The 18,689-nt window shown below is 62.4% G+C and carries 17 protein-coding genes; 11 read left to right on the forward strand and 6 right to left on the reverse strand.

Annotated features, from left to right (window positions below):
* Window positions 1-418 precede the first annotated feature (418 nt).
* Together typA and thiI are read right to left on the reverse strand one after the other, a co-directional pair.
* Window positions 419-2,239: a translational GTPase TypA gene (gene typA / locus K675_RS0110065; RefSeq protein ID WP_017903391.1), complete on the reverse strand. Its 1,821-nt coding sequence runs from the start codon at window positions 2,237-2,239 to the stop codon at window positions 419-421.
* A 139-nt stretch (window positions 2,240-2,378) separates the two neighbouring features.
* Window positions 2,379-3,833, reverse strand: a complete 1,455-nt coding sequence (thiI, locus tag K675_RS0110070) for a tRNA uracil 4-sulfurtransferase ThiI (RefSeq protein ID WP_026145078.1) — start codon at window positions 3,831-3,833, stop codon at window positions 2,379-2,381.
* A 332-nt stretch (window positions 3,834-4,165) separates the two neighbouring features.
* Here thiI and glnA point away from each other — a divergent pair, with 332 nt between their 5' ends.
* The 6 genes from glnA (at window position 4,166) to ntrC (ending at window position 10,311) form a co-directional block, all read left to right on the forward strand.
* Window positions 4,166-5,572: a type I glutamate--ammonia ligase gene (gene glnA / locus K675_RS0110075; protein WP_017903393.1), complete on the forward strand. Its 1,407-nt coding sequence runs from the start codon at window positions 4,166-4,168 to the stop codon at window positions 5,570-5,572.
* Window positions 5,573-5,760: 188 nt separating this feature from the next.
* Window positions 5,761-6,321, forward strand: coding sequence for a chorismate mutase (locus K675_RS0110080; protein WP_017903394.1), 561 nt, complete (start codon window positions 5,761-5,763; stop codon window positions 6,319-6,321).
* Between the two features lie 65 nt (window positions 6,322-6,386).
* Window positions 6,387-6,899: a DUF4124 domain-containing protein gene (locus tag K675_RS0110085; RefSeq protein WP_017903395.1), complete on the forward strand. Its 513-nt coding sequence runs from the start codon at window positions 6,387-6,389 to the stop codon at window positions 6,897-6,899.
* A gap of 7 nt (window positions 6,900-6,906) precedes the next feature.
* Window positions 6,907-7,545, forward strand: coding sequence for a DUF4124 domain-containing protein (locus tag K675_RS0110090; protein WP_017903396.1), 639 nt, complete (start codon window positions 6,907-6,909; stop codon window positions 7,543-7,545).
* A gap of 247 nt (window positions 7,546-7,792) precedes the next feature.
* Window positions 7,793-8,878, forward strand: coding sequence for a nitrogen regulation protein NR(II) (gene glnL / locus K675_RS0110095; RefSeq protein WP_017903397.1), 1,086 nt, complete (start codon window positions 7,793-7,795; stop codon window positions 8,876-8,878).
* Window positions 8,875-10,311, forward strand: a complete 1,437-nt coding sequence (ntrC, locus tag K675_RS30585) for a nitrogen regulation protein NR(I) (protein ID WP_017903398.1) — start codon at window positions 8,875-8,877, stop codon at window positions 10,309-10,311. The genes glnL and ntrC overlap by 4 nt, the downstream gene beginning before the upstream one ends.
* A gap of 783 nt (window positions 10,312-11,094) precedes the next feature.
* Here ntrC and K675_RS0110105 read toward each other — a convergent pair.
* Window positions 11,095-11,535 carry a hypothetical protein gene (locus K675_RS0110105; protein ID WP_017903399.1) on the reverse strand — a complete coding sequence of 147 codons (441 nt, stop codon included), beginning with the start codon at window positions 11,533-11,535 and terminating at the stop codon, window positions 11,095-11,097.
* Here K675_RS0110105 and K675_RS0110110 point away from each other — a divergent pair.
* Window positions 11,534-11,998, forward strand: coding sequence for a tRNA (cytidine(34)-2'-O)-methyltransferase (locus K675_RS0110110; RefSeq protein WP_017903400.1), 465 nt, complete (start codon window positions 11,534-11,536; stop codon window positions 11,996-11,998). The genes K675_RS0110105 and K675_RS0110110 overlap by 2 nt on opposite strands.
* Window positions 11,999-12,155: 157 nt before the next feature.
* Here the strand turns inward: K675_RS0110110 and secB are convergent, their stop codons facing one another.
* Genes secB through K675_RS0110125 form a run of 3 tightly spaced genes read right to left on the reverse strand, consistent with a single transcriptional unit; the run spans window position 12,156 to window position 13,347 of the window.
* Window positions 12,156-12,635 carry a protein-export chaperone SecB gene (gene secB, locus K675_RS0110115; RefSeq protein WP_017903401.1) on the reverse strand — a complete coding sequence of 160 codons (480 nt, stop codon included), beginning with the start codon at window positions 12,633-12,635 and terminating at the stop codon, window positions 12,156-12,158.
* Window positions 12,636-12,677: 42 nt separating this feature from the next.
* A complete protein-coding gene (grxC, locus tag K675_RS0110120) occupies window positions 12,678-12,932 on the reverse strand; it encodes a glutaredoxin 3 (RefSeq protein WP_017903402.1) in 255 nt (84 codons plus the stop codon).
* A gap of 1 nt (window position 12,933) precedes the next feature.
* A complete protein-coding gene (locus K675_RS0110125; protein WP_017903403.1) occupies window positions 12,934-13,347 on the reverse strand; it encodes a rhodanese-like domain-containing protein in 414 nt (137 codons plus the stop codon).
* A gap of 148 nt (window positions 13,348-13,495) precedes the next feature.
* Here K675_RS0110125 and gpmI point away from each other — a divergent pair, with 148 nt between their 5' ends.
* From gpmI to K675_RS0110145, 4 genes are all read left to right on the forward strand, one after another.
* Window positions 13,496-15,031, forward strand: coding sequence for a 2,3-bisphosphoglycerate-independent phosphoglycerate mutase (gene gpmI, locus K675_RS0110130; protein WP_026145080.1), 1,536 nt, complete (start codon window positions 13,496-13,498; stop codon window positions 15,029-15,031).
* A 139-nt stretch (window positions 15,032-15,170) separates the two neighbouring features.
* Complete coding sequence (locus K675_RS0110135) at window positions 15,171-16,466, forward strand: murein hydrolase activator EnvC family protein (RefSeq protein ID WP_017903405.1); 1,296 nt, start codon at window positions 15,171-15,173, stop codon at window positions 16,464-16,466.
* 31 nt (window positions 16,467-16,497) lie between these two features.
* Window positions 16,498-17,820 (forward strand): S41 family peptidase, encoded by a 1,323-nt coding sequence (locus K675_RS0110140; RefSeq protein ID WP_017903406.1) that lies wholly within the window; start codon window positions 16,498-16,500, stop codon window positions 17,818-17,820.
* A 1-nt stretch (window position 17,821) separates the two neighbouring features.
* Window positions 17,822-18,601, forward strand: coding sequence for a divergent polysaccharide deacetylase family protein (locus K675_RS0110145; RefSeq protein WP_017903407.1), 780 nt, complete (start codon window positions 17,822-17,824; stop codon window positions 18,599-18,601).
* The last annotated feature ends 88 nt before the right edge of the window (window positions 18,602-18,689 follow it).

The following is an 18,689-nucleotide window of genomic DNA, read 5'->3' on the forward strand; positions in this document are numbered from 1 at the left end:
GGCGAGCGGGCTTGCCCGCGCTGGGGCGCGAAGCGGCCCTGAAATCTGTCGGCGTGGTGTATCAGGCACAACGAGGTCGCTGGGCTTGCGGCTGCCCTGCAGCCGAACGCAGGCAAGCCTGCTCGCCACAACAGCGTGCTTGCTGCAACAGTCTGTTTGATACAACAGTCCGCTTGTTGCAACAGTCTGCTTGATACAACAGTCTGCTGATACAACAGTCTGTTTGATACAACAGTCCGCTTGTTGTAACAGCCTGCTTGTTGTAACAGCCTGCTTGTTGTAACAGCCTGCTTGTTGCAAAAGCCTGCTTGCTAGACAAGCTGTTTGTCTCGCCCCGCTCCATCACTTTTCCGATCCATAAAAAAACGCCCCCGGCCTTTCGACCGGGGGCGTTTTTCATTCAGCCTGGGCTAGAAGATCAAGCCTTGGCTTTCTTGGCAGCGCGGGTACGCTCGCCTTCGTCCAGGATTTTCTTGCGCAGACGGATCGACTTCGGCGTGACTTCGCACAGCTCGTCGTCCTGGATGAATTCCAGGGCCTGCTCCAGAGTGTGGCGAACGGGCGGAACCAGGGCGATCACCTCGTCCTTGCCCGAAGCACGCATGTTGTCGAGCTTCTTGCCCTTGGTCGGGTTGACGCCCAGGTCGTTGTCACGGCTGTTCAGACCGATGATCTGGCCGTTGTAGATGTCCTGGCCATGCTCGATGAACAGCTTGCCGCGAGCCTGCAGGGTTTCCAGGGAGTAGGTCAACGCCTTGCCGGTCTCGATCGAAACCAGTACGCCGTTCAGGCGGCCGGACATCTGGCCTGGCTTCATGGTGTCGTAGCGATCGAAGATCGAGGTCAGGATGCCCGCACCGTTGGTCAGGGTCAGGAACTGGTTACGGAAACCGATCAGACCGCGAGCTGGGACGTTGTACTCCAGACGTACACGGCCCTTGCCATCCGGCGCCATGTTGGTCAGATCGCCCTTGCGCAGACCCATTTCTTCCATGACCTTGCCCTGGGACTCTTCAGGGATGTCGATGGTGACGTTTTCGAACGGTTCCTGCTTCACGCCATTCACTTCGCGGATGATCACTTCCGGACGGCCTACAGCCATCTCGAAGCCTTCGCGACGCATGGTTTCGATCAGAACCGACAGGTGCAGCTCACCACGGCCGGAAACCTTGAACTTGTCGGCCGAGTCGCCTTCTTCAACGCGCAGTGCCACGTTGTACAGCAGCTCCTTGTCCAGACGCTCCTTGATGTTACGGGAGGTCACGAACTTGCCTTCCTTGCCGCAGAATGGCGAGTCGTTGACCTGGAAGGTCATGGAAACGGTTGGCTCGTCAACGGTCAGGGGCTTCATCGCCTCGACATGGTTCATGTCGCACAGGGTGTCGGAGATGAACAGTTCGTCGAAACCGCTGATGCAGACGATGTCGCCGGCAGCGGCTTCTTCGACGTCCACACGGTGCAGACCGTGGTGACCCATCAGTTTCAGGATACGGCCGTTACGCTTCTTGCCGTCGACATCGATCGCCACCACCGGGGTGTTCGGCTTGATGCGACCGCGAGCGATACGACCAACGCCGATCACGCCCAGGAAGCTGTTGTAGTCCAGCGCGGAGATCTGCATCTGGAACGGACCATCGCGGTCAACGGCCGGAGCTGGCACGTTGTCGACGATCGACTGGTACAGCGGGGTCATGTCTTCGGCCATGTCGGTGTGGTCCAGACCGGCGATGCCGTTCAGGGCCGAGGCGTAGACGACTTTGAAGTCCAGCTGTTCGTCGGTGGCGCCGAGGTTGTCGAACAGGTCGAAGATCTGGTCCAGAACCCAGTCAGGACGCGCGCCCGGACGGTCGACCTTGTTGATCACCACGATCGGCTTCAGACCGGCTTCGAAAGCCTTCTTGGTCACGAAGCGGGTCTGCGGCATAGGGCCGTCCTGGGCGTCGACCAGCAGCAGCACGGAGTCGACCATCGACATCACGCGCTCAACCTCGCCACCGAAGTCGGCGTGGCCGGGGGTGTCGACGATGTTGATGTGGTAGCCGTTCCAGTTGATGGCGGTATTTTTCGCCAGAATGGTAATGCCGCGCTCTTTTTCCTGGTCGTTGGAGTCCATCACGCGCTCGTCGTTGAGCTCGTTGCGCTCCAGGGTGCCGGATTGACGCAGCAGTTTGTCAACCAGGGTGGTCTTGCCATGGTCAACGTGGGCGATGATGGCGATGTTGCGTAGATTTTCGATCACTTGTGTATCTCGATCAGAGGATTCGGTTTGCTGACAAGTCTTGGCAGCGATTGACGGTAGTGTCCGGCGTGGCCGTTACAGCTTGACGGCGGCGTCGGGGGGCCGGTGACGCAGGCCACAGGCAAACAGCCCCGGGCACTTAGCTCGGTCGATAAACGCGCACATTGGCATGCCCCTCACTGAGCAGATGGTGGGCATGCAGGCGACTCATCACGCCTTTGTCGCAATACAGCAGGTACTGGCGAGTAGGGTCCAGTTCCTTGAAACGAGCATTCAGTGCATAGAACGGCATCGTTTGTACCTCGATGCCAGCCAGTTCCAGCGGGTCGTCTTCCTGCGCATCCGGATGGCGGATGTCGAGGACGATATGACCCGCCAGCGCCTCGCTGACCTCTTCGATCTGCAGATCCTGGCCCAGCTCGTCGATCACGTGATCGATCGAGACCAGCCTGGCGCGCTCGAGCGCACGCTCGAGAATCGCCATGTCGAACGCTTTCTCTTCGTGTTCCACGCGGTAGCGCTTGGCGTGGGTCTTGGGGTTGACCGAAATCACCCCGCAATACTCAGGCATGTGCCGAGCGAAGTTGCCGGTACCGATCCGGTCGGCCAGGTCGATGATGTCCTGCTTGTGACTGGCGATCAGCGGGCGGATCACCAGCTTCTCGGTCACGCAGTCGATCACCGACAGGTTCGGCAGCGTCTGGCTGGATACCTGGGAGATCGCCTCGCCGGTGACCAGCGCATCGATGTGCAGCCGCTCGGCCATCGCCGAAGCCGCCCGCAACATCATACGCTTCAATACTACGCCCATATGACCGTTATCGACTTTGCCGAGAATTTCTCCCAGCACTTCCTCGAACGGTACGCTGATGAACAGCACGCGATGGGAACTGCCGTACTTCTTCCACAGGTAGTGGGCGACTTCCATCACCCCCAGCTCGTGGGCGCGACCGCCCAGGTTGAAGAAGCAGAAATGGGTCATCAGGCCGCGGCGCATCATCTGGTAGGCGGCGACGGTGGAGTCGAAACCACCGGACATCAGCGTCACGGTCTGCTCCACCGAGCCCAGCGGGAAGCCGCCGAGGCCTTCGTGCTGGCCATGGATGACGAACAGCCTCTGGTCGCGAATTTCGATGCGCACCTCGACTTCCGGGTCCTTCAGGGAAATCCCCGCGGCCCCGCATTCGCGGCGCAGGCGGCTGCCGACATACTTCTCGACATCCATGGAGCTGAAGCTGTGCTTGCCGCCGCGCTTGCAACGCACGGAAAAGATCTTGCCCGGCAGCACGTCAGCGTAGTGCTGCAGACACTTGGCGGTGATATCGTCGAAATCGCCCAGCGGGTACTCGTCGACCTGCAGCAGGTGGGCGATACCCGGCGTGCAGCACAGACGCTCCTTGAACGCCTGCAGGGCCTTCGGGTCGGTCAGCGCGGTTTCCAGCTCGAGGTTGTCCCACACGCCATTCACCACCACGGCCGGATCCAGGTCCTTGAGCACGGCACGGATGTTCTTCGCCAACTGACGAATGAAGCGCGTCCGGACAGGGCGGCTCTTGATGGTGATTTCAGGGAAGACTTTGACGATTAGTTTCATGAAAACAGCGCGCGAACGGCCGGCCGAAAAAAGTGGGGCGCGGATTATAGCGGAAATTGCTCAAGGTTTGACCAGTTATTGTACGGGCGGTTTTATTCGCACCAAAACGGGTCGCTCAGCCGATTTTTGGCACCACAAAGGTGCGATCGACGCCCGAAAGTTCCCCTATGCTGGCTGGAACGCTTGAGATTGGGGCAAAAAACCCATCACGGGGCACTGGCATGCAATTTGCTCCCTTGTGAGGCAGGTTGCCTTGGCCGAGTATTCGCGCCGGCATCACTACTATTTCAGGGCTACTCCACTATCCAGCCCGAAGCCACCCGGAGGACACCATGTCGAAGTCGGTTCAACTCATCAAAGATCATGACGTTAAGTGGATTGATCTGCGCTTCACGGACACCAAAGGTACTCAGCACCACGTGACCATGCCGGCCCGTGATGCGCTGGATGAAGATTTCTTCGAAATCGGCAAGATGTTCGACGGTTCCTCCATCGCCGGCTGGAAAGGCATCGAAGCTTCCGACATGATCCTGATGCCGGACGACAGCACCGCCGTGCTCGACCCGTTCACCGAAGAACCGACCCTGATCCTGGTCTGCGACGTGATCGAACCTTCGACCATGCAGGGCTACGACCGCGACCCACGTGCAATCGCCCGTCGCGCCGAGGAATACCTGAAGTCCACCGGCATCGGCGACACCGCTTTCTTCGGTCCTGAACCCGAGTTCTTCATCTTCGACTCGGTCAAGTTCAAGTCCGATATCTCCGGCTCCATGTTCAAGATCTTCTCGGAACAGGGTTCCTGGATGTCCGACCAGGACGTGGAAGGCGGCAACAAGGGCCACCGTCCAGGCGTGAAAGGCGGCTACTTCCCGGTTCCTCCGTTCGACCACGACCACGAAATCCGTACCTCCATGTGCAACGCGCTGGAAGAGATGGGCCAGACCGTCGAAGTTCACCACCACGAAGTGGCGACTGCCGGCCAGAACGAAATCGGCGTGAAGTTCAACACCCTGGTTGCCAAGGCTGACGAAGTTCAGACCCTGAAATACTGCGTACACAACGTGGCTGACGCCTACGGCCGCACCGCGACCTTCATGCCGAAACCGCTGTACGGCGACAACGGCTCGGGCATGCACGTTCACATGTCGATCTCCAAGGATGGCAAGAACACCTTCTCCGGTGAAGGTTATGCCGGCCTGTCCGATACCGCGCTGTACTTCATCGGCGGCATCATCAAGCACGGCAAGGCCCTGAACGGCTTCACCAACCCGTCGACCAACTCCTACAAGCGTCTGGTCCCAGGCTTCGAAGCTCCAGTGATGCTGGCCTACTCGGCTCGCAACCGTTCCGCCTCGATCCGTATTCCTTACGTCAACAGCCCCAAGGCTCGTCGTATCGAAGCTCGCTTCCCGGATCCGGCTGCCAACCCATACCTGGCCTTCGCTGCCCTGATGATGGCGGGCCTGGACGGTATCCAGAACAAGATCCACCCAGGCGATGCCGCCGACAAGAACCTGTACGACCTGCCGCCTGAAGAGGCCAAGGAAATCCCACAGGTTTGCGGTAGCCTGAAGGAAGCTCTGGAAGAACTGGACAAGGGCCGTGCGTTCCTGACCAAGGGCGGCGTATTCAGCGACGACTTCATCGACGCCTACATCGAGCTCAAGAGCGAAGAAGAAATCAAGGTACGTACCTTCGTACACCCACTGGAATACGAGCTGTACTACAGCTGCTGATCCGGTCGCGCCTGCTTGCGCGGGCGCAGCTTGGGGAAACGCCCCGCATCGAAAGATGCGGGGCGTTTTTCATGGGCGAGGGAAAAACCGGACACCGGCGCATTTTCATGAAAATGCACTGGCGCGGGCAGGGCCTTGTGACGTTAACTCTGGCTCCTGCCTCCCCCTCGAAAAAGTAGAAACTCGCCATGTCGCCGAACAAACGTATTGCCAGCCTATTGCTTGCCGCCTGCCTGAGCACCGGCGCCCTGGCCGCCACCCCACCCGCCCCGGACAGCTTGGAACCGTTGCTGCAGACCATCAGCGAGCGCCTGACCATCGCCAACCAGGTGGCCCTGACCAAGTGGGACAGCGGCAAACCGGTGGAAGACAGCCTGCGCGAGCAGCAGGTGATCGCCAACGCCCGGGAGCAGGCGCAGGCCTATCAGCTCAAGCCGGAAGAAGTCGGCCAGTTCGTCGCGGCACAGATCGAAGCCAACAAACTGGTGCAATACGGCCTGCTGGCCAAATGGCGCAATGCCGGCAAGGCACCGGTGATCGCCCGCCCCGACCTGGTCACCCAGATCCGTCCGGTCATGGATCAACTGCAGATCAAGCTGCTCAAGCAATACGCCGCGTTCGCGCCTCATCGACAGGACCCGCAATGCCCGACCTGGCTGGCCCAGGCACGTCGCGACCTGGCCTCCGACACTCTCCACGACCTGGCCCTGGTACGCGCCGTGGGCGAATTGTGCCTGCGCCCACAGTGAAATGACCGGCGGTTCTGCTCTATGCTGACAACTTGTCACGACCAGGACCTTCACCGGGAGCCGCCATGGGTCGATCCCTGCTCTATCTGCTGCTGACCTTGGCGCTGCCGGTGTCGGCACAGATCTACAAGTACACCGACGCCCATGGCAACACCGCCTATAGCAGCCAGCCGCCCGACGGCATCGCCGCGCAGACCGTGGAACTGCCACCACTCAACAGCGTCGAGACGCAGAAGCCGGGCGTCCCGACACCGCCCAGGCCGGCCGTCGCGCAGGAAAGCGCCGTGCCCTACAACACCTTCGAACTGACGGATATCCCGACCGAGGAAGCCCTGCGCGCCAACAACGGCACCTTCACCGTCGGCGTGAAGATCGAACCGCGCCTGCAACGCCAGCACCTGTTGCGACTGCTGCTCGATGGTGCGCCCTATGGGCAGCCGAGCAACGTCCCACGCCTGCAGTTGGTGAACGTCGACCGCGGCGAACACACCCTTGCAGTGCAGGCCCTGGAAGGAGAGGAAGTCGCGCAGCAAAGCCCGGCCGTGACCTTCACCGTCCAGCGGGTGCACAAGCCTTGAGTTGTCCATGAGCGGATCATTCATCCGGGCATCGGGCCTGGTGCTGGCGCTCGCCGCCCTGCCGGCGGCGGCCGAGGTCTATACCTACATCGACAGCCAGGGCAACCGGGTGTTTACCGACCAGCCCCGCAAGGGTGCGACACGCGTGCCGCTGGCGCCCAGCAACCGCATGTCGGCCAACCCGCGCAGCCAGCCTCCCAAGCCCGACGCCGGTAGGGCCAGCCCCGGCCCGGGCCCGGTCTTTCATTACCAGATGGTCCGCGTCCTGGTGCCCGACCCGGACGCCACGGTGCGCAGCGCCGAGGGCAACCTGATCGTCAGCGTCACCAGCGAACCCGGGCTGCGGCCCGGCCATGGCTATCGCCTGCTGCTCGATGGCAAGCCCACTGGCTCCGCCGGCACCAGCCCGGTGTTCGCCCTGAACAACATCGACCGCGGCACGCACCAGCTCGCCGTGGAGATCCTCGACGAACAAGGCCGCATTGCCGAACGCACCGCCAACCAGCCCTTCCACATGGTGCGCCTGTCCCTCAGCCAGAAACGCCAGGCCCAGCCCTGCCAACTGGCCGATTACGGCAAACGCCCGGAATGCCCGCTGGCGGACAAGCCCGAGGAAGAAAAAAGCAGCATCCTGCCGTTTCTGTAACCCGAGCCACAAAAGCACCAAAGCAGTGCACTAAACTACATCCCCATCCGGCTTCGATCCCATTTTGGTTCGGAATAACCCACCACAGCCGGAGGAACGCCACTCAATCGAGCCTGAAACGCCCATTTCAGGCTGTTTGCGCTTCTTTTCGGAGCCTTGGTTTGTTTTTTGCATTTTGCCCCTATCGGCGCCTTGTTCGCGCACAAACGGGTCCACTCCCGTTTGACATGCTCCAAAAGAGGTCCCCATGACCATCAGCGACGCCCTGCACAGACTGTTACTCGACAACCTGACCACCGCGACCATTCTGCTCAACGCCGAACTGCGCCTCGAGTACATGAATCCCGCGGCCGAAATGTTGCTCGCCATCAGCGGCCAGCGCAGCCACGGTCAGTTCATCAGCGAGCTGTTCACCGAGTCGACCGAGGCCCTCAACTCCCTGCGCCAGGCGGTCGAGCAGGCGCACCCGTTCACCAAACGCGAAGCCATGCTGACCGCCCTGACCGGCCAGACCCTGACCGTCGACTATGCCGTGACACCGATCCTCAGCCAGGGCGAAACCCTGCTGCTGCTGGAGGTCCATCCGCGCGACCGACTGCTGCGCATCACCAAGGAAGAGGCCCAGTTGTCCAAGCAGGAAACCACCAAGATGCTGGTGCGCGGCCTCGCCCACGAGATCAAGAACCCCCTCGGCGGAATTCGCGGCGCCGCCCAGTTGCTGGCCCGCGAGCTGCCGGAAGAAAGCCTCAAGGACTACACCAACGTCATCATCGAGGAAGCCGACCGCCTGCGAAACCTGGTGGATCGCATGCTCGGTTCGAACAAGCTGCCCTCGCTGGCCATGACCAACGTCCACGAAGTGCTGGAGCGGGTCGGCAGCCTGGTGGAAGCCGAGAGCCAGGGCTGCATCACCCTGGTGCGCGACTACGACCCGAGCATCCCCGACCTGCTGATCGACCGCGAACAGATGATCCAGGCCGTGCTCAACATCGTGCGCAACGCGATGCAGGCCATCAGCAGCCAGAACGAACTGCGCCTGGGCCGCATCAGCCTGCGCACCCGGGCCATTCGCCAGTTCACCATCGGCCACATCCGCCACCGCCTGGTGACCAAGATCGAGATCATCGACAACGGCCCGGGCATTCCTGCCGAACTTCAGGAAACCATCTTCTATCCAATGGTCAGCGGTCGCCCCGACGGTACCGGGCTGGGCCTGGCCATTACCCAGAACATCATCAGCCAGCATCAGGGCCTGATCGAGTGCGACAGCCATCCCGGCCACACCACGTTCTCGATCTTCCTGCCCCTGGAACAAGGAGCCACATCGACATGAGCCGTAGTGAAACCGTGTGGATCGTCGATGACGACCGTTCTATCCGTTGGGTCCTGGAAAAAGCCCTGCAACAGGAAGGCATGACCACCCAGAGCTTCGACAGTGCCGATGGCGTCATGAGCCGCCTGGCCCGTCAGCAGCCGGACGTGATCATCTCCGACATCCGCATGCCCGGCGCCAGCGGCCTGGACCTGCTGGCGCGGATTCGCGAGCAGCACCCGCGCCTGCCAGTGATCATCATGACGGCGCACTCCGACCTGGACAGCGCTGTCGCTTCCTACCAGGGCGGCGCCTTCGAGTACCTGCCCAAGCCATTTGACGTCGACGAAGCCGTCTCGCTGGTCAAGCGCGCCAACCAACACGCCCAGGAGCAACAGGGCCTGGATACGCCGCCGACACTGACCCGCACCCCGGAAATCATCGGTGAAGCACCGGCGATGCAGGAGGTGTTCCGTGCGATCGGCCGCCTGAGCCACTCGAACATCACCGTGCTGATCAACGGCGAGTCCGGTACCGGCAAGGAATTGGTCGCCCACGCCCTGCACCGCCACAGCCCACGGGCAGCGTCGCCGTTCATCGCCCTGAACATGGCGGCGATTCCCAAGGACCTGATGGAGTCGGAGCTGTTCGGCCACGAGAAAGGCGCGTTCACCGGCGCGGCCAACCTGCGCCGCGGACGCTTCGAACAGGCCGACGGCGGCACGCTGTTCCTCGACGAGATCGGCGACATGCCGGCGGACACCCAGACCCGGTTGCTGCGAGTCCTGGCGGACGGTGAATTCTATCGGGTCGGCGGCCATACGCCGGTCAAGGTCGACGTGCGCATCATCGCGGCGACCCACCAGAACCTGGAAACCCTGGTGCACGCCGGCAAGTTCCGTGAAGACCTGTTCCACCGCCTGAACGTGATCCGCATCCATATCCCGCGGCTGTCGGACCGTCGCGAGGACATTCCGACCCTGGCCAGGCACTTCCTGGGACGGGCGGCACAAGAGCTGTCGGTGGAGCCCAAGCTGCTGAAGCCGGAAACCGAGGAATACCTGAAGAACCTGCCCTGGCCCGGCAACGTGCGCCAACTGGAGAACACCTGCCGCTGGATCACCGTCATGGCTTCCGGGCGCGAGGTGCATATCAGCGACCTGCCGCCGGAGTTGCTGAACCTGCCGCAGGACTCGGCACCGGTCACCAACTGGGAACAGGCTCTGCGCCAGTGGGCCGATCAGGCGCTCGCCCGGGGCCAGTCGAGCCTGCTCGACAGCGCCGTGCCGAGTTTCGAGCGGATCATGATCGAGACCGCGCTCAAGCACACCGCCGGCCGCCGCCGCGACGCCGCCGTGCTGCTGGGCTGGGGCCGCAACACCTTGACCCGCAAGATCAAGGAGCTGGGCATGAAGGTCGATGGTGGGGATGACGAGGACAGCGAAGAAGCCTGATCCCCCCGCGTCGAACGAAGCCCTCGGTAGCCCGGCTGCCGAGGGCTTTTTATTAGCACTCTGATCGTCTGATCGTTCCCACGCTCTGCGTAGGAATGCAGCCAGTGACGCTCCGCGTCACAAGGGCCGCCGAGCGTCCGGGGAGGCATTCCCACGCAAAGCGTGGGAACAATCTGAGGGCTTTCCACCGCAGGCAACCATCGACCAACGCACCATGAGAATGCGCCCTGACCCGTGATCGGGCAGCCCCCAAGGCCCAGCAGTTGGCAGGCTCTTGCGCGCTCTTGCGTGAAACGTCCCGGATTCCGGGGCCTGCAGCCACTTCAGAAAAAAATCGCACACAACCTGAAGCACTTTCCCAAAGCTGGCACGCCCTCTGCAATAACCCTGGCAAGACCCAGTTTTGGGGGCCTTGGTACAGGCAGGCCAAGGAATCCCCTTCTTTACATCCGGGACTCATACCGCTCAGAGCGACGAGTCCCACACGTTTTGGGGACCCCGGTACAGGCAGGCCGGGAATCCCCATCTTTGATCCGGGACTCACCCCACACAAAGTGGCGAGTCCCAGCTGTTTCGGGGACCTCGGTACAGGCAGGCCGAGACTCCCCCCTTTACATCCGGGGCTCATACCGCTGGTAGCGACGAGCCCCCGACCGTTTCGGGAGCCCTGGTACAGGCAGGCCAGGGATTCCCTCTTTAACCGCCGGGACTCGCCCCATCCAGGGAGACGAATCCCGAACCGTTCAGGGAGCTTTGGTACAGGCAGGCCGGAGATTCCCTCTTTTATTCCTCGCGGAGACTGATCGACAGTCTCCAGCGCCCATCGACCTTGGCCCCGACCCACTCGCCCTGCAAGGGCCGTGCGGCCACCAGAGTCAGCAATATCCCCTTGTCGGTCAGGCGCAGCCGCCAGTTGGCGTCCTTGCCGGAGACCTTCAGACGACCACCCTGAGCCTTGCCCCCGGCAGCGAACAACAGCGCCACGGTGCCATCCACCTGCTCACCATGGACCCTGGGCTCGCTGGAGAACCACACCACCAACGCATCCTCGGCCACATCGACCTGCTGCAACTGCGCCGGCTCGGGATTGGTCAGGCGGCCGATCATCAACCCCACCATCACCCCGAAAATCGCCAGGGCGCCCATCACTCGCAGCATTAGCTTCGGCCGCGGATCCTCTTCGGGGGTAGAATGCTGTCCATCTTCATCTTCGGAGCCGTGCATGTTTCACGTCATCCTTTTCCAACCAGAGATTCCGCCGAATACCGGCAACGTTATCAGGCTGTGCGCCAACAGCGGCTGCCACCTTCACTTGATCGAGCCTATCGGCTTCGAACTGGATGACAAGCGCCTGCGACGTGCCGGCCTGGACTACCACGAATACGCCACGCTCAAGGTCCACACGGACCTGGCCAGTTGCCTGGAAAGCCTCGGCCAGCCACGCCTGTTCGCCTTCACCACCAAGGGTTCGCGGCCATTCCACGATACCCGCTTCGCCGAGGGCGACGCCTTTCTTTTCGGCCCGGAAAGCCGAGGCCTGCCCGCCGAAGTGCTCGACAGCCTGCCAGGCGAGCAACGCCTGCGCCTGCCGATGCGTGAAGGCTGCCGCAGCCTGAACCTGTCCAACACCGTGGCAGTGGCGGTCTACGAGGGCTGGCGCCAACTGGGTTTTGCCGCTGCGGTATAAAAAAAGCGCCTTCAGGCGCTTTTTTCATCTGTGTGTGTCGAGCACACATTCAATCCTGTAGGAGCCGGCTTGCTGGCGATAGCCTTCTCGCTATCGCTGAAGCATTGCTGGATGGCCACTTTCGGCGGATCGTCAGCATGCCGACTCTCACCTGCCCTTACTGGACGGTCGACGAACCTTCCTGCTGCAGACGCTGCAGTTCCTGCGCGTACAGCGCATCGAAGTTCACCGGAGCCAACATCAGTGCCGGGAACGAACCACGGGTCACCAGGCTGTCCAGCGCTTCGCGGGCGTACGGGAACAGGATGTTCGGGCAGAACGCGCCCAGGGTGTGGCTCAGGGAAGCCGCGTCGAGGTTCTTGATCAGGAAAATACCTGCCTGCTGAACTTCGGCGATGAAAGCCACTTCCTCACCATTCTTGACGGTTACCGAGAGGGTCAGCACCACTTCGTGGAAGTCGGCCTCCAGGGCCTTCTGGCGGGTGTTCAGGTCCAGGCCGACGCTCGGCTCCCACTGCTGGCGGAAGATCGCCGGGCTTTTGGGCGCTTCGAAGGACAAGTCACGCACATAGATGCGCTGCAGGGAGAATTGCGGTTGGCTTTCTTCGTCGGCAGCGGTGTTCTGTTGGTCAGTCATGGCAGATCCTTCTTGATCTTCAGGTCTTTAAGGGTTTCAGAGTCAGACGTTGAGCAATGCGTCGAGTTTACCGGCGCGCTCGAGAGCGTACAGGTCATCGCAACCACCGATGTGCTGGCTGCCGATCCAGATCTGCGGCACGGACGTACGCCCGGCCTTGTCGGCCATCTCGGCGCGTACTTGTGGCTTGCCATCGACCTTGATCTCTTCGAAGGCAACATCCTTGCTCGCCAGCAACTGCTTGGCGCGCGAGCAGTAGGGGCAATAATCGCTGGAGTAGACGACAACCCGGGTCATATCACTTCACCAATGGCAGGTTATCGGCTTTCCAGCTGGAAATGCCGCCGGACAGCTTGGCCGCGGTGAAACCGGACTTGAGCAGCTCGCGGGCATGAGTCCCGGAATGCTGGCCCTGGGCGTCGACCAGAATCAGGGTCTTGCCCTTGTGCTTTTCCAGTTCGCCGATACGGGCCATCAGCTTGTCCTGGGGAATGTTCAGTGAACCGACGATATGACCGGCGGCAAAGTCCTTGCTCGGGCGCAGGTCGATCACCACGGCCTGGTCCTTGTTGACCAGCGCGGTCAACTGCGCCGTGCTCAGGCTCGCGCCGCCGCGGCTAGCCTCGTGGGCGATCAGCAGGGCCAGCAGCAGGACGAAGGCACCGGTCAGCAGGTAGTGGTTAGTGGCAAATGCAAGCAGATGATCGACCATCAGGAGGTTCCAGGGCGTTAAAATGTCGGCCAGTATACACAGCCGTCAGGGTGGGCCAAACCCCGCCCGGCGGTGACTGCGTTGGAACTTGCCTTTAAACTGCGACTCTTTTTTCCATGTTCTTTCAATCCAGCCGCGAGTGGGATCTATGACTGCCACGCCTAAACCTTTGGTCCTGATCATCCTGGATGGCTTCGGTCACAGCGAGAGCCAGGCCTACAACGCCGTCTACTCGGCGAAGAAACCGGTGCTCGACCGCCTCACCGCAAGCATGCCCAACGGCCTGATCTCCGGCTCCGGCATGGATGTCGGCCTGCCCGACGGGCAGATGGGCAACTCGGAAGTCGGCCACATGAACCTCGGCGCCGGCCGGGTGGTATATCAGGATTTCACCCGCGTCACCAAGGCGATCCGCGACGGCGAGTTCTTCGAGAACCCGACCCTCTGCAAGGCCGTGGACCAGGCCGTGGCCGCCGACAAGGCGGTGCATATCCTCGGCCTGCTGTCCGACGGCGGCGTGCACAGCCACCAGGACCACCTGGTCGCCATGGCCGAACTGGCCTTCAAGCGCGGCGCGCGGAAGATCTACCTGCACGCCTTCCTCGACGGCCGCGATACGCCGCCCAAGAGCGCCGAGTCGTCCATCGAACTGCTGGATGAAACCTTCCGTACCCTGGGCAAAGGCCGCATCGCCAGCCTGATCGGCCGTTATTTCGCCATGGACCGTGACAACCGCTGGGACCGCGTGGCCCAGGCCTACAACCTGATCGTCGATGGCCAGGCCGAATTCCATGCCGCCACGGCCCAGGAAGGCCTGCAGGCCGCCTACGAGCGCGGTGAAAGCGATGAATTCGTCAAGGCTACCCGCATCGGCGAGCAGGTCAAGGTCGAGGACGGCGACGCCGTGGTGTTCATGAACTTCCGCGCCGACCGCGCCCGCGAGCTGACCCGGGTGTTCGTCGAGGACGATTTCAAGGACTTCGAGCGCGCCCGCCAGCCCAAGCTGGCCGGTTTCATCATGCTCACCCAGTACGCCGCCAGCATTCCCGCGCCTTCGGCCTTCGCGCCCAGCAGCCTGGAAAACGTGCTGGGCGACTACCTGGCGAAAAACGGCAAGACCCAGCTGCGTATCGCCGAGACCGAAAAATACGCCCACGTGACCTTCTTCTTCTCCGGCGGCCGCGAAGAGCCGTTCCCGGGCGAGGAACGCATCCTGATCCCGTCGCCGAAAGTCGCCACCTACGACCTGCAGCCGGAGATGAGCGCGCCGGAAGTCACCGACCGTATCGTCGAGGCCATCGAGAACCTGCGTTATGACGTGATCGTGGTGAACTACGCCAACGGCGACATGGTCGGCCACAGCGGTGTGTTCGAAGCGGCCGTCAAGGCCGTGGAATGCCTGGATTTGTGTGTAGGACGTATCGTCGACGCCCTGGAAAAGGTCGGCGGCGAAGCGCTGATCACCGCCGACCACGGCAACGTCGAGCAGATGGAAGACGAGTGCACCGGCCAGGCCCACACCGCCCACACCACCGAGCCGGTGCCGTTCATCTACTACGGCAAGCGCGACCTGAAGGTCCGCGAAGGCGGCGTACTGGCGGACGTCGCGCCGACCATGCTCAAGCTGCTGGGCCTGAAACAGCCCGAAGAGATGACCGGTACTTCGATCCTGACTGACCGTTAAAAGCTGAAAATCCGGCCGGCAGCGTGCTGTCGGCCTACCTCTTTATCGGAAACGCCTGAAAGCAACCGCTTTTGGACGTTTTTTTTACAACGTATGGCGGGCATACTAGGCCGTCTCGTTTCCAGGTGCTGCCCGCCCCATGCTTCGCGCCCTTATCGCCCTAGCCCTGATCTGCCTCCTCCAACCGGCCTTCGCCGACGAGCGCGCGCAAACCCAACAGCAGTTGGAGGCCACGCGCCAGGACATTGCCGAACTGAAGAAACTGCTGGGCAAGCTGCAGGAAGAAAAATCCGGCGTACAGAAAGACCTGCGCGGCACCGAAACCGAGATGGGCAAGCTCGAGAAGCAGGTCGAGGCCCTGCAAAAGGAGCTGAAGAAGAGCGAGAGCGAGCTGCAGCGGCTCGATGGGGAGAAAAAAAAACTCCAGAGCGCGCGCACTGAGCAGCAGCACCTGATCGCCATCCAGGCCCGCGCCGCCTATCAGGGCGGTCGCCAGGAATACATCAAGCTGCTGCTCAACCAGCAGAATCCGGAAAAATTCGCCCGCACCCTCACCTACTACGACTACCTCAGCCAGGCCCGCCTGCAACAGTTGAAGAACTTCAACGAGACCCTGCGCCAACTGGCCAATGTCGAAAAGGACATCAACCTGCAACAGGCACAGTTGCTGGTGCAGAAAGGCAACCTCGACAGCCGGCGTGAAGAACTCGACAAGGTCCGCCAGGAACGTCAGGCCGCCCTGGCCAAGCTCAACCAGGATGTGAAGGACCGCGACCAGAAGCTCGCCGCCCGTGAACAGGACCAGGCCGACCTGTCGAAAGTCCTGAAAACCATCGAGGAAACCCTGGCACGCCAGGCCCGTGAGGCGGAGGAAGCGCGTCAGAAAGCGCTGCTCGCCCAGCAGGAAGCCGAAAAAAAGCGCCAGCGTGAGGCCCAGTCCCTCGCCAATCGTGACGACGACAGCCCGCGCAAACCGGCACGTTCCACGCCCGGGCCACTGGTTTCCAGTGCCGGCGAATCCTTCGGCGGCCCTTTTGCCGCAGCACGCGGAAAACTTCCATGGCCGGTTGATGGTCGATTGTTGGCACGCTTCGGAGAAACCCGCGGTGATGACGCCCGTAGCAAGTGGGACGGCGTGATGATCGGCGCCGCCGCCGGCAGCCAGGTGCATGCCGTGCATGGTGGCCGCGTGGTGTTCGCCGACTGGCTGCGGGGTGCCGGCCTGCTGGTGATCCTGGATCACGGCAACGGCTACCTGAGTTTGTATGGGCACAACCAGACCCTGCTTAAATCGGCGGGGGATGTGGTAAAAGCCGGTGAGTCGATCTCTACTGTAGGCAACAGTGGCGGTCAGGAGGCACCGGCGTTGTATTTCGCTATACGTCAGCAGGGTCACCCAAGTGATCCGGCCCAATGGTGTCGCGCGCAAGGATAGGCGCCGTACCTTATTTAGGAGTTCGTTCGACATGCTGCATTTGTCCCGCCTCACCTCGCTGGCCCTGACGATCGCCCTCGTGATCGGTGCGCCCCACGCGTTCGCTGCGCAACCTGCCCAGCCCGCTCCGGCGGCCGCGCCTGTCGTCACTGCCAAGGCCCCGCTGCCGCTCGACGAGCTGCGCACCTTTGCCGAGGTGATGGACCGGATCAAGGCCGCCTATGTCGAGCCGGTGGACGACAAGACCCTGCTGGAAAACGCCATCAAGGGCATGCTCAGCAACCTTGACCCGCACTCCGCCTACCTGGGCCCGGAAGACTTCGCCCAGTTGCAGGAAGACACCAGCGGCGAATTCGGCGGCCTGGGCATCGAGGTCGGCATGGAGGACAACTTCGTCAAGGTGGTGTCGCCGATCGACGACACCCCGGCGTCCAAGGCCGGTATCGAGGCCGGCGACCTGATCGTCAAGATCAACGGCCAGCCGACCCGCGGCCAGACCATGACCGAAGCCGTCGACAAGATGCGCGGCAAGGTCGGCCAGAAGATCACCCTAACCCTGGTCCGCAACGGCGGCACGCCGTTCGACGTGACCCTGACCCGGGCGATCATCCGCACCAAGAGCGTACGCAGCCAGATGCTGGAGAACGGCTACGGCTACATCCGCATCACCCAGTTCCAGGTCAAGACCGGCGAAGAGGTGTCCAAGGCCCTGGCCGCGCTGCGCAAGGAAAACGGCAACAAGAAGCTCAACGGCATCGTCCTCGACCTGCGCAACAACCCCGGCGGCGTGCTGCAGGCCGCGGTGGAAGTGGTTGACCACTTCATCACCAAGGGCCTGATCGTCTACACCAAGGGCCGCATCGCCAACTCCGAGCTGCGTTTCTCGGCCACCGGCCACGACGAAAGCGATGCCTCGCCAATGGTCGTGCTGATCAACGGCGGCAGCGCCTCGGCCTCGGAAATCGTCGCAGGCGCCCTGCAGGACCAGAAACGCGCGGTGCTGATGGGCACCACCAGCTTCGGCAAGGGCTCGGTGCAGACCGTGCTGCCGCTGAGCAACGACCGCGCGCTCAAGCTCACCACGGCGCTGTACTTCACCCCGAACGGGCGTTCGATCCAGGCCCAGGGCATCATCCCGGATATCGAGGTCCGCCAGGCCAAGGTCACCGGCGCCCAGGACGACGAAACCTTCAAGGAAGCCGATCTGCAGGGTCATCTGGGCAACGGCAACGGCGGCGCCGACCGGCCGAGCGTCAAGGCGGCCAAGGGCAAGGCCCGCCTGCAGGACGACGACTACCAGTTGGGCCAGGCCCTGAGCCTGCTCAAGGGCCTGAGCGTCACGCGCGGCAACTGAGATGCGGCGCTGGACCCTGCTGGCGCTGTTCGGCTGCCTGATCGGCGTTGCCCAGGCAGCGCCGACTGAAACGCCCGCCCCGCCAAAAGCCTATCTGACACTGATCATCGATGACCTGGGGCAGAACCTGCCCCGGGATCGTCGCGTGCTGGCCCTGCCCGGGCCGATCACCCCGTCGATCATGCCCGACACGCCCCACGCCGCCGAACTGGCCCGTGAAGCGCACCAGGCCGGCAAGGTCGTCATGCTGCACATGCCCATGGATCCGGCCACCGGACCGTTCGCCTGGCACCCCGACCTGCCCCTGGAAGAGTTGCAGAAGCGCCTCGCGGCGGCTTTCGTGGCCGTGCCCTTCACCAGCGGCATCAACAACCATGAGGGCAGCCGCATGACCGCCGAGCCAGCGGCCATGGCCTGGCTGATGGGCGAGCTGCAACGGCGCAACAAGTTCTTCGTCGACAGCCGGACCAGCGCCAGAACGGTCGCGGCCTCCGAGGCGCAGAAGATCGGCCTGGCCAGCGTGTCGCGGGATGTGTTCCTGGACAACGAACGCACGGAGCCGGCGATCACCACGCAGTTGCAGACCGCAATCAGATTGGCGCGCAAGCAGGGCACCGTGGTGGTCATCGGCCATCCCTACCCGCAGACACTGGCGGTGCTGGAACGCGAGTTGCCCAGGCTCAAGGAGCAGGGCATCGAGTGGATCGACATCCGTTCGATGATTGCCCTGCGTGGCAACCAGGCCACTACGGGGCATGGCAAGGACGGCGTCTACCGCTGAAGCTGATTCGCCATGGAGAGCGCGCTTGCGGGGTGGGCGACCAATGTGGCGAGCGGGCTTGCCCGCGCTCGGCTGCAACGCAGCCGCA

Origin of the sequence: Pseudomonas fuscovaginae SE-1 (assembly GCF_000364705.1) — a bacterium.
Taxonomy (GTDB): Bacteria; Pseudomonadota; Gammaproteobacteria; order Pseudomonadales; family Pseudomonadaceae; genus Aquipseudomonas; species Aquipseudomonas fuscovaginae_A.

What these genes read in the sequence shown, in the direction of transcription:
- thiI (WP_026145078.1), bottom strand. Translation starts at nt 3,833, where the DNA reads ATGAAACTAATCGTCAAAGTCTTCCCTGAAATCACCATCAAGAGCCGC.
- glnA (WP_017903393.1), top strand. Translation starts at nt 4,166, where the DNA reads ATGTCGAAGTCGGTTCAACTCATCAAAGATCATGACGTTAAGTGGATT.
- K675_RS0110080 (WP_017903394.1), top strand. Translation starts at nt 5,761, where the DNA reads ATGTCGCCGAACAAACGTATTGCCAGCCTATTGCTTGCCGCCTGCCTG.
- K675_RS0110085 (WP_017903395.1), top strand. Translation starts at nt 6,387, where the DNA reads ATGGGTCGATCCCTGCTCTATCTGCTGCTGACCTTGGCGCTGCCGGTG.
- K675_RS0110090 (WP_017903396.1), top strand. Translation starts at nt 6,907, where the DNA reads ATGAGCGGATCATTCATCCGGGCATCGGGCCTGGTGCTGGCGCTCGCC.
- glnL (WP_017903397.1), top strand. Translation starts at nt 7,793, where the DNA reads ATGACCATCAGCGACGCCCTGCACAGACTGTTACTCGACAACCTGACC.
- ntrC (WP_017903398.1), top strand. Translation starts at nt 8,875, where the DNA reads ATGAGCCGTAGTGAAACCGTGTGGATCGTCGATGACGACCGTTCTATC.
- K675_RS0110110 (WP_017903400.1), top strand. Translation starts at nt 11,534, where the DNA reads ATGTTTCACGTCATCCTTTTCCAACCAGAGATTCCGCCGAATACCGGC.
- K675_RS0110105 (WP_017903399.1), bottom strand. Translation starts at nt 11,535, where the DNA reads ATGCACGGCTCCGAAGATGAAGATGGACAGCATTCTACCCCCGAAGAG.
- secB (WP_017903401.1), bottom strand. Translation starts at nt 12,635, where the DNA reads ATGACTGACCAACAGAACACCGCTGCCGACGAAGAAAGCCAACCGCAA.
- grxC (WP_017903402.1), bottom strand. Translation starts at nt 12,932, where the DNA reads ATGACCCGGGTTGTCGTCTACTCCAGCGATTATTGCCCCTACTGCTCG.
- K675_RS0110125 (WP_017903403.1), bottom strand. Translation starts at nt 13,347, where the DNA reads ATGGTCGATCATCTGCTTGCATTTGCCACTAACCACTACCTGCTGACC.
- gpmI (WP_026145080.1), top strand. Translation starts at nt 13,496, where the DNA reads ATGACTGCCACGCCTAAACCTTTGGTCCTGATCATCCTGGATGGCTTC.
- K675_RS0110135 (WP_017903405.1), top strand. Translation starts at nt 15,171, where the DNA reads ATGCTTCGCGCCCTTATCGCCCTAGCCCTGATCTGCCTCCTCCAACCG.
- K675_RS0110140 (WP_017903406.1), top strand. Translation starts at nt 16,498, where the DNA reads ATGCTGCATTTGTCCCGCCTCACCTCGCTGGCCCTGACGATCGCCCTC.
- K675_RS0110145 (WP_017903407.1), top strand. Translation starts at nt 17,822, where the DNA reads ATGCGGCGCTGGACCCTGCTGGCGCTGTTCGGCTGCCTGATCGGCGTT.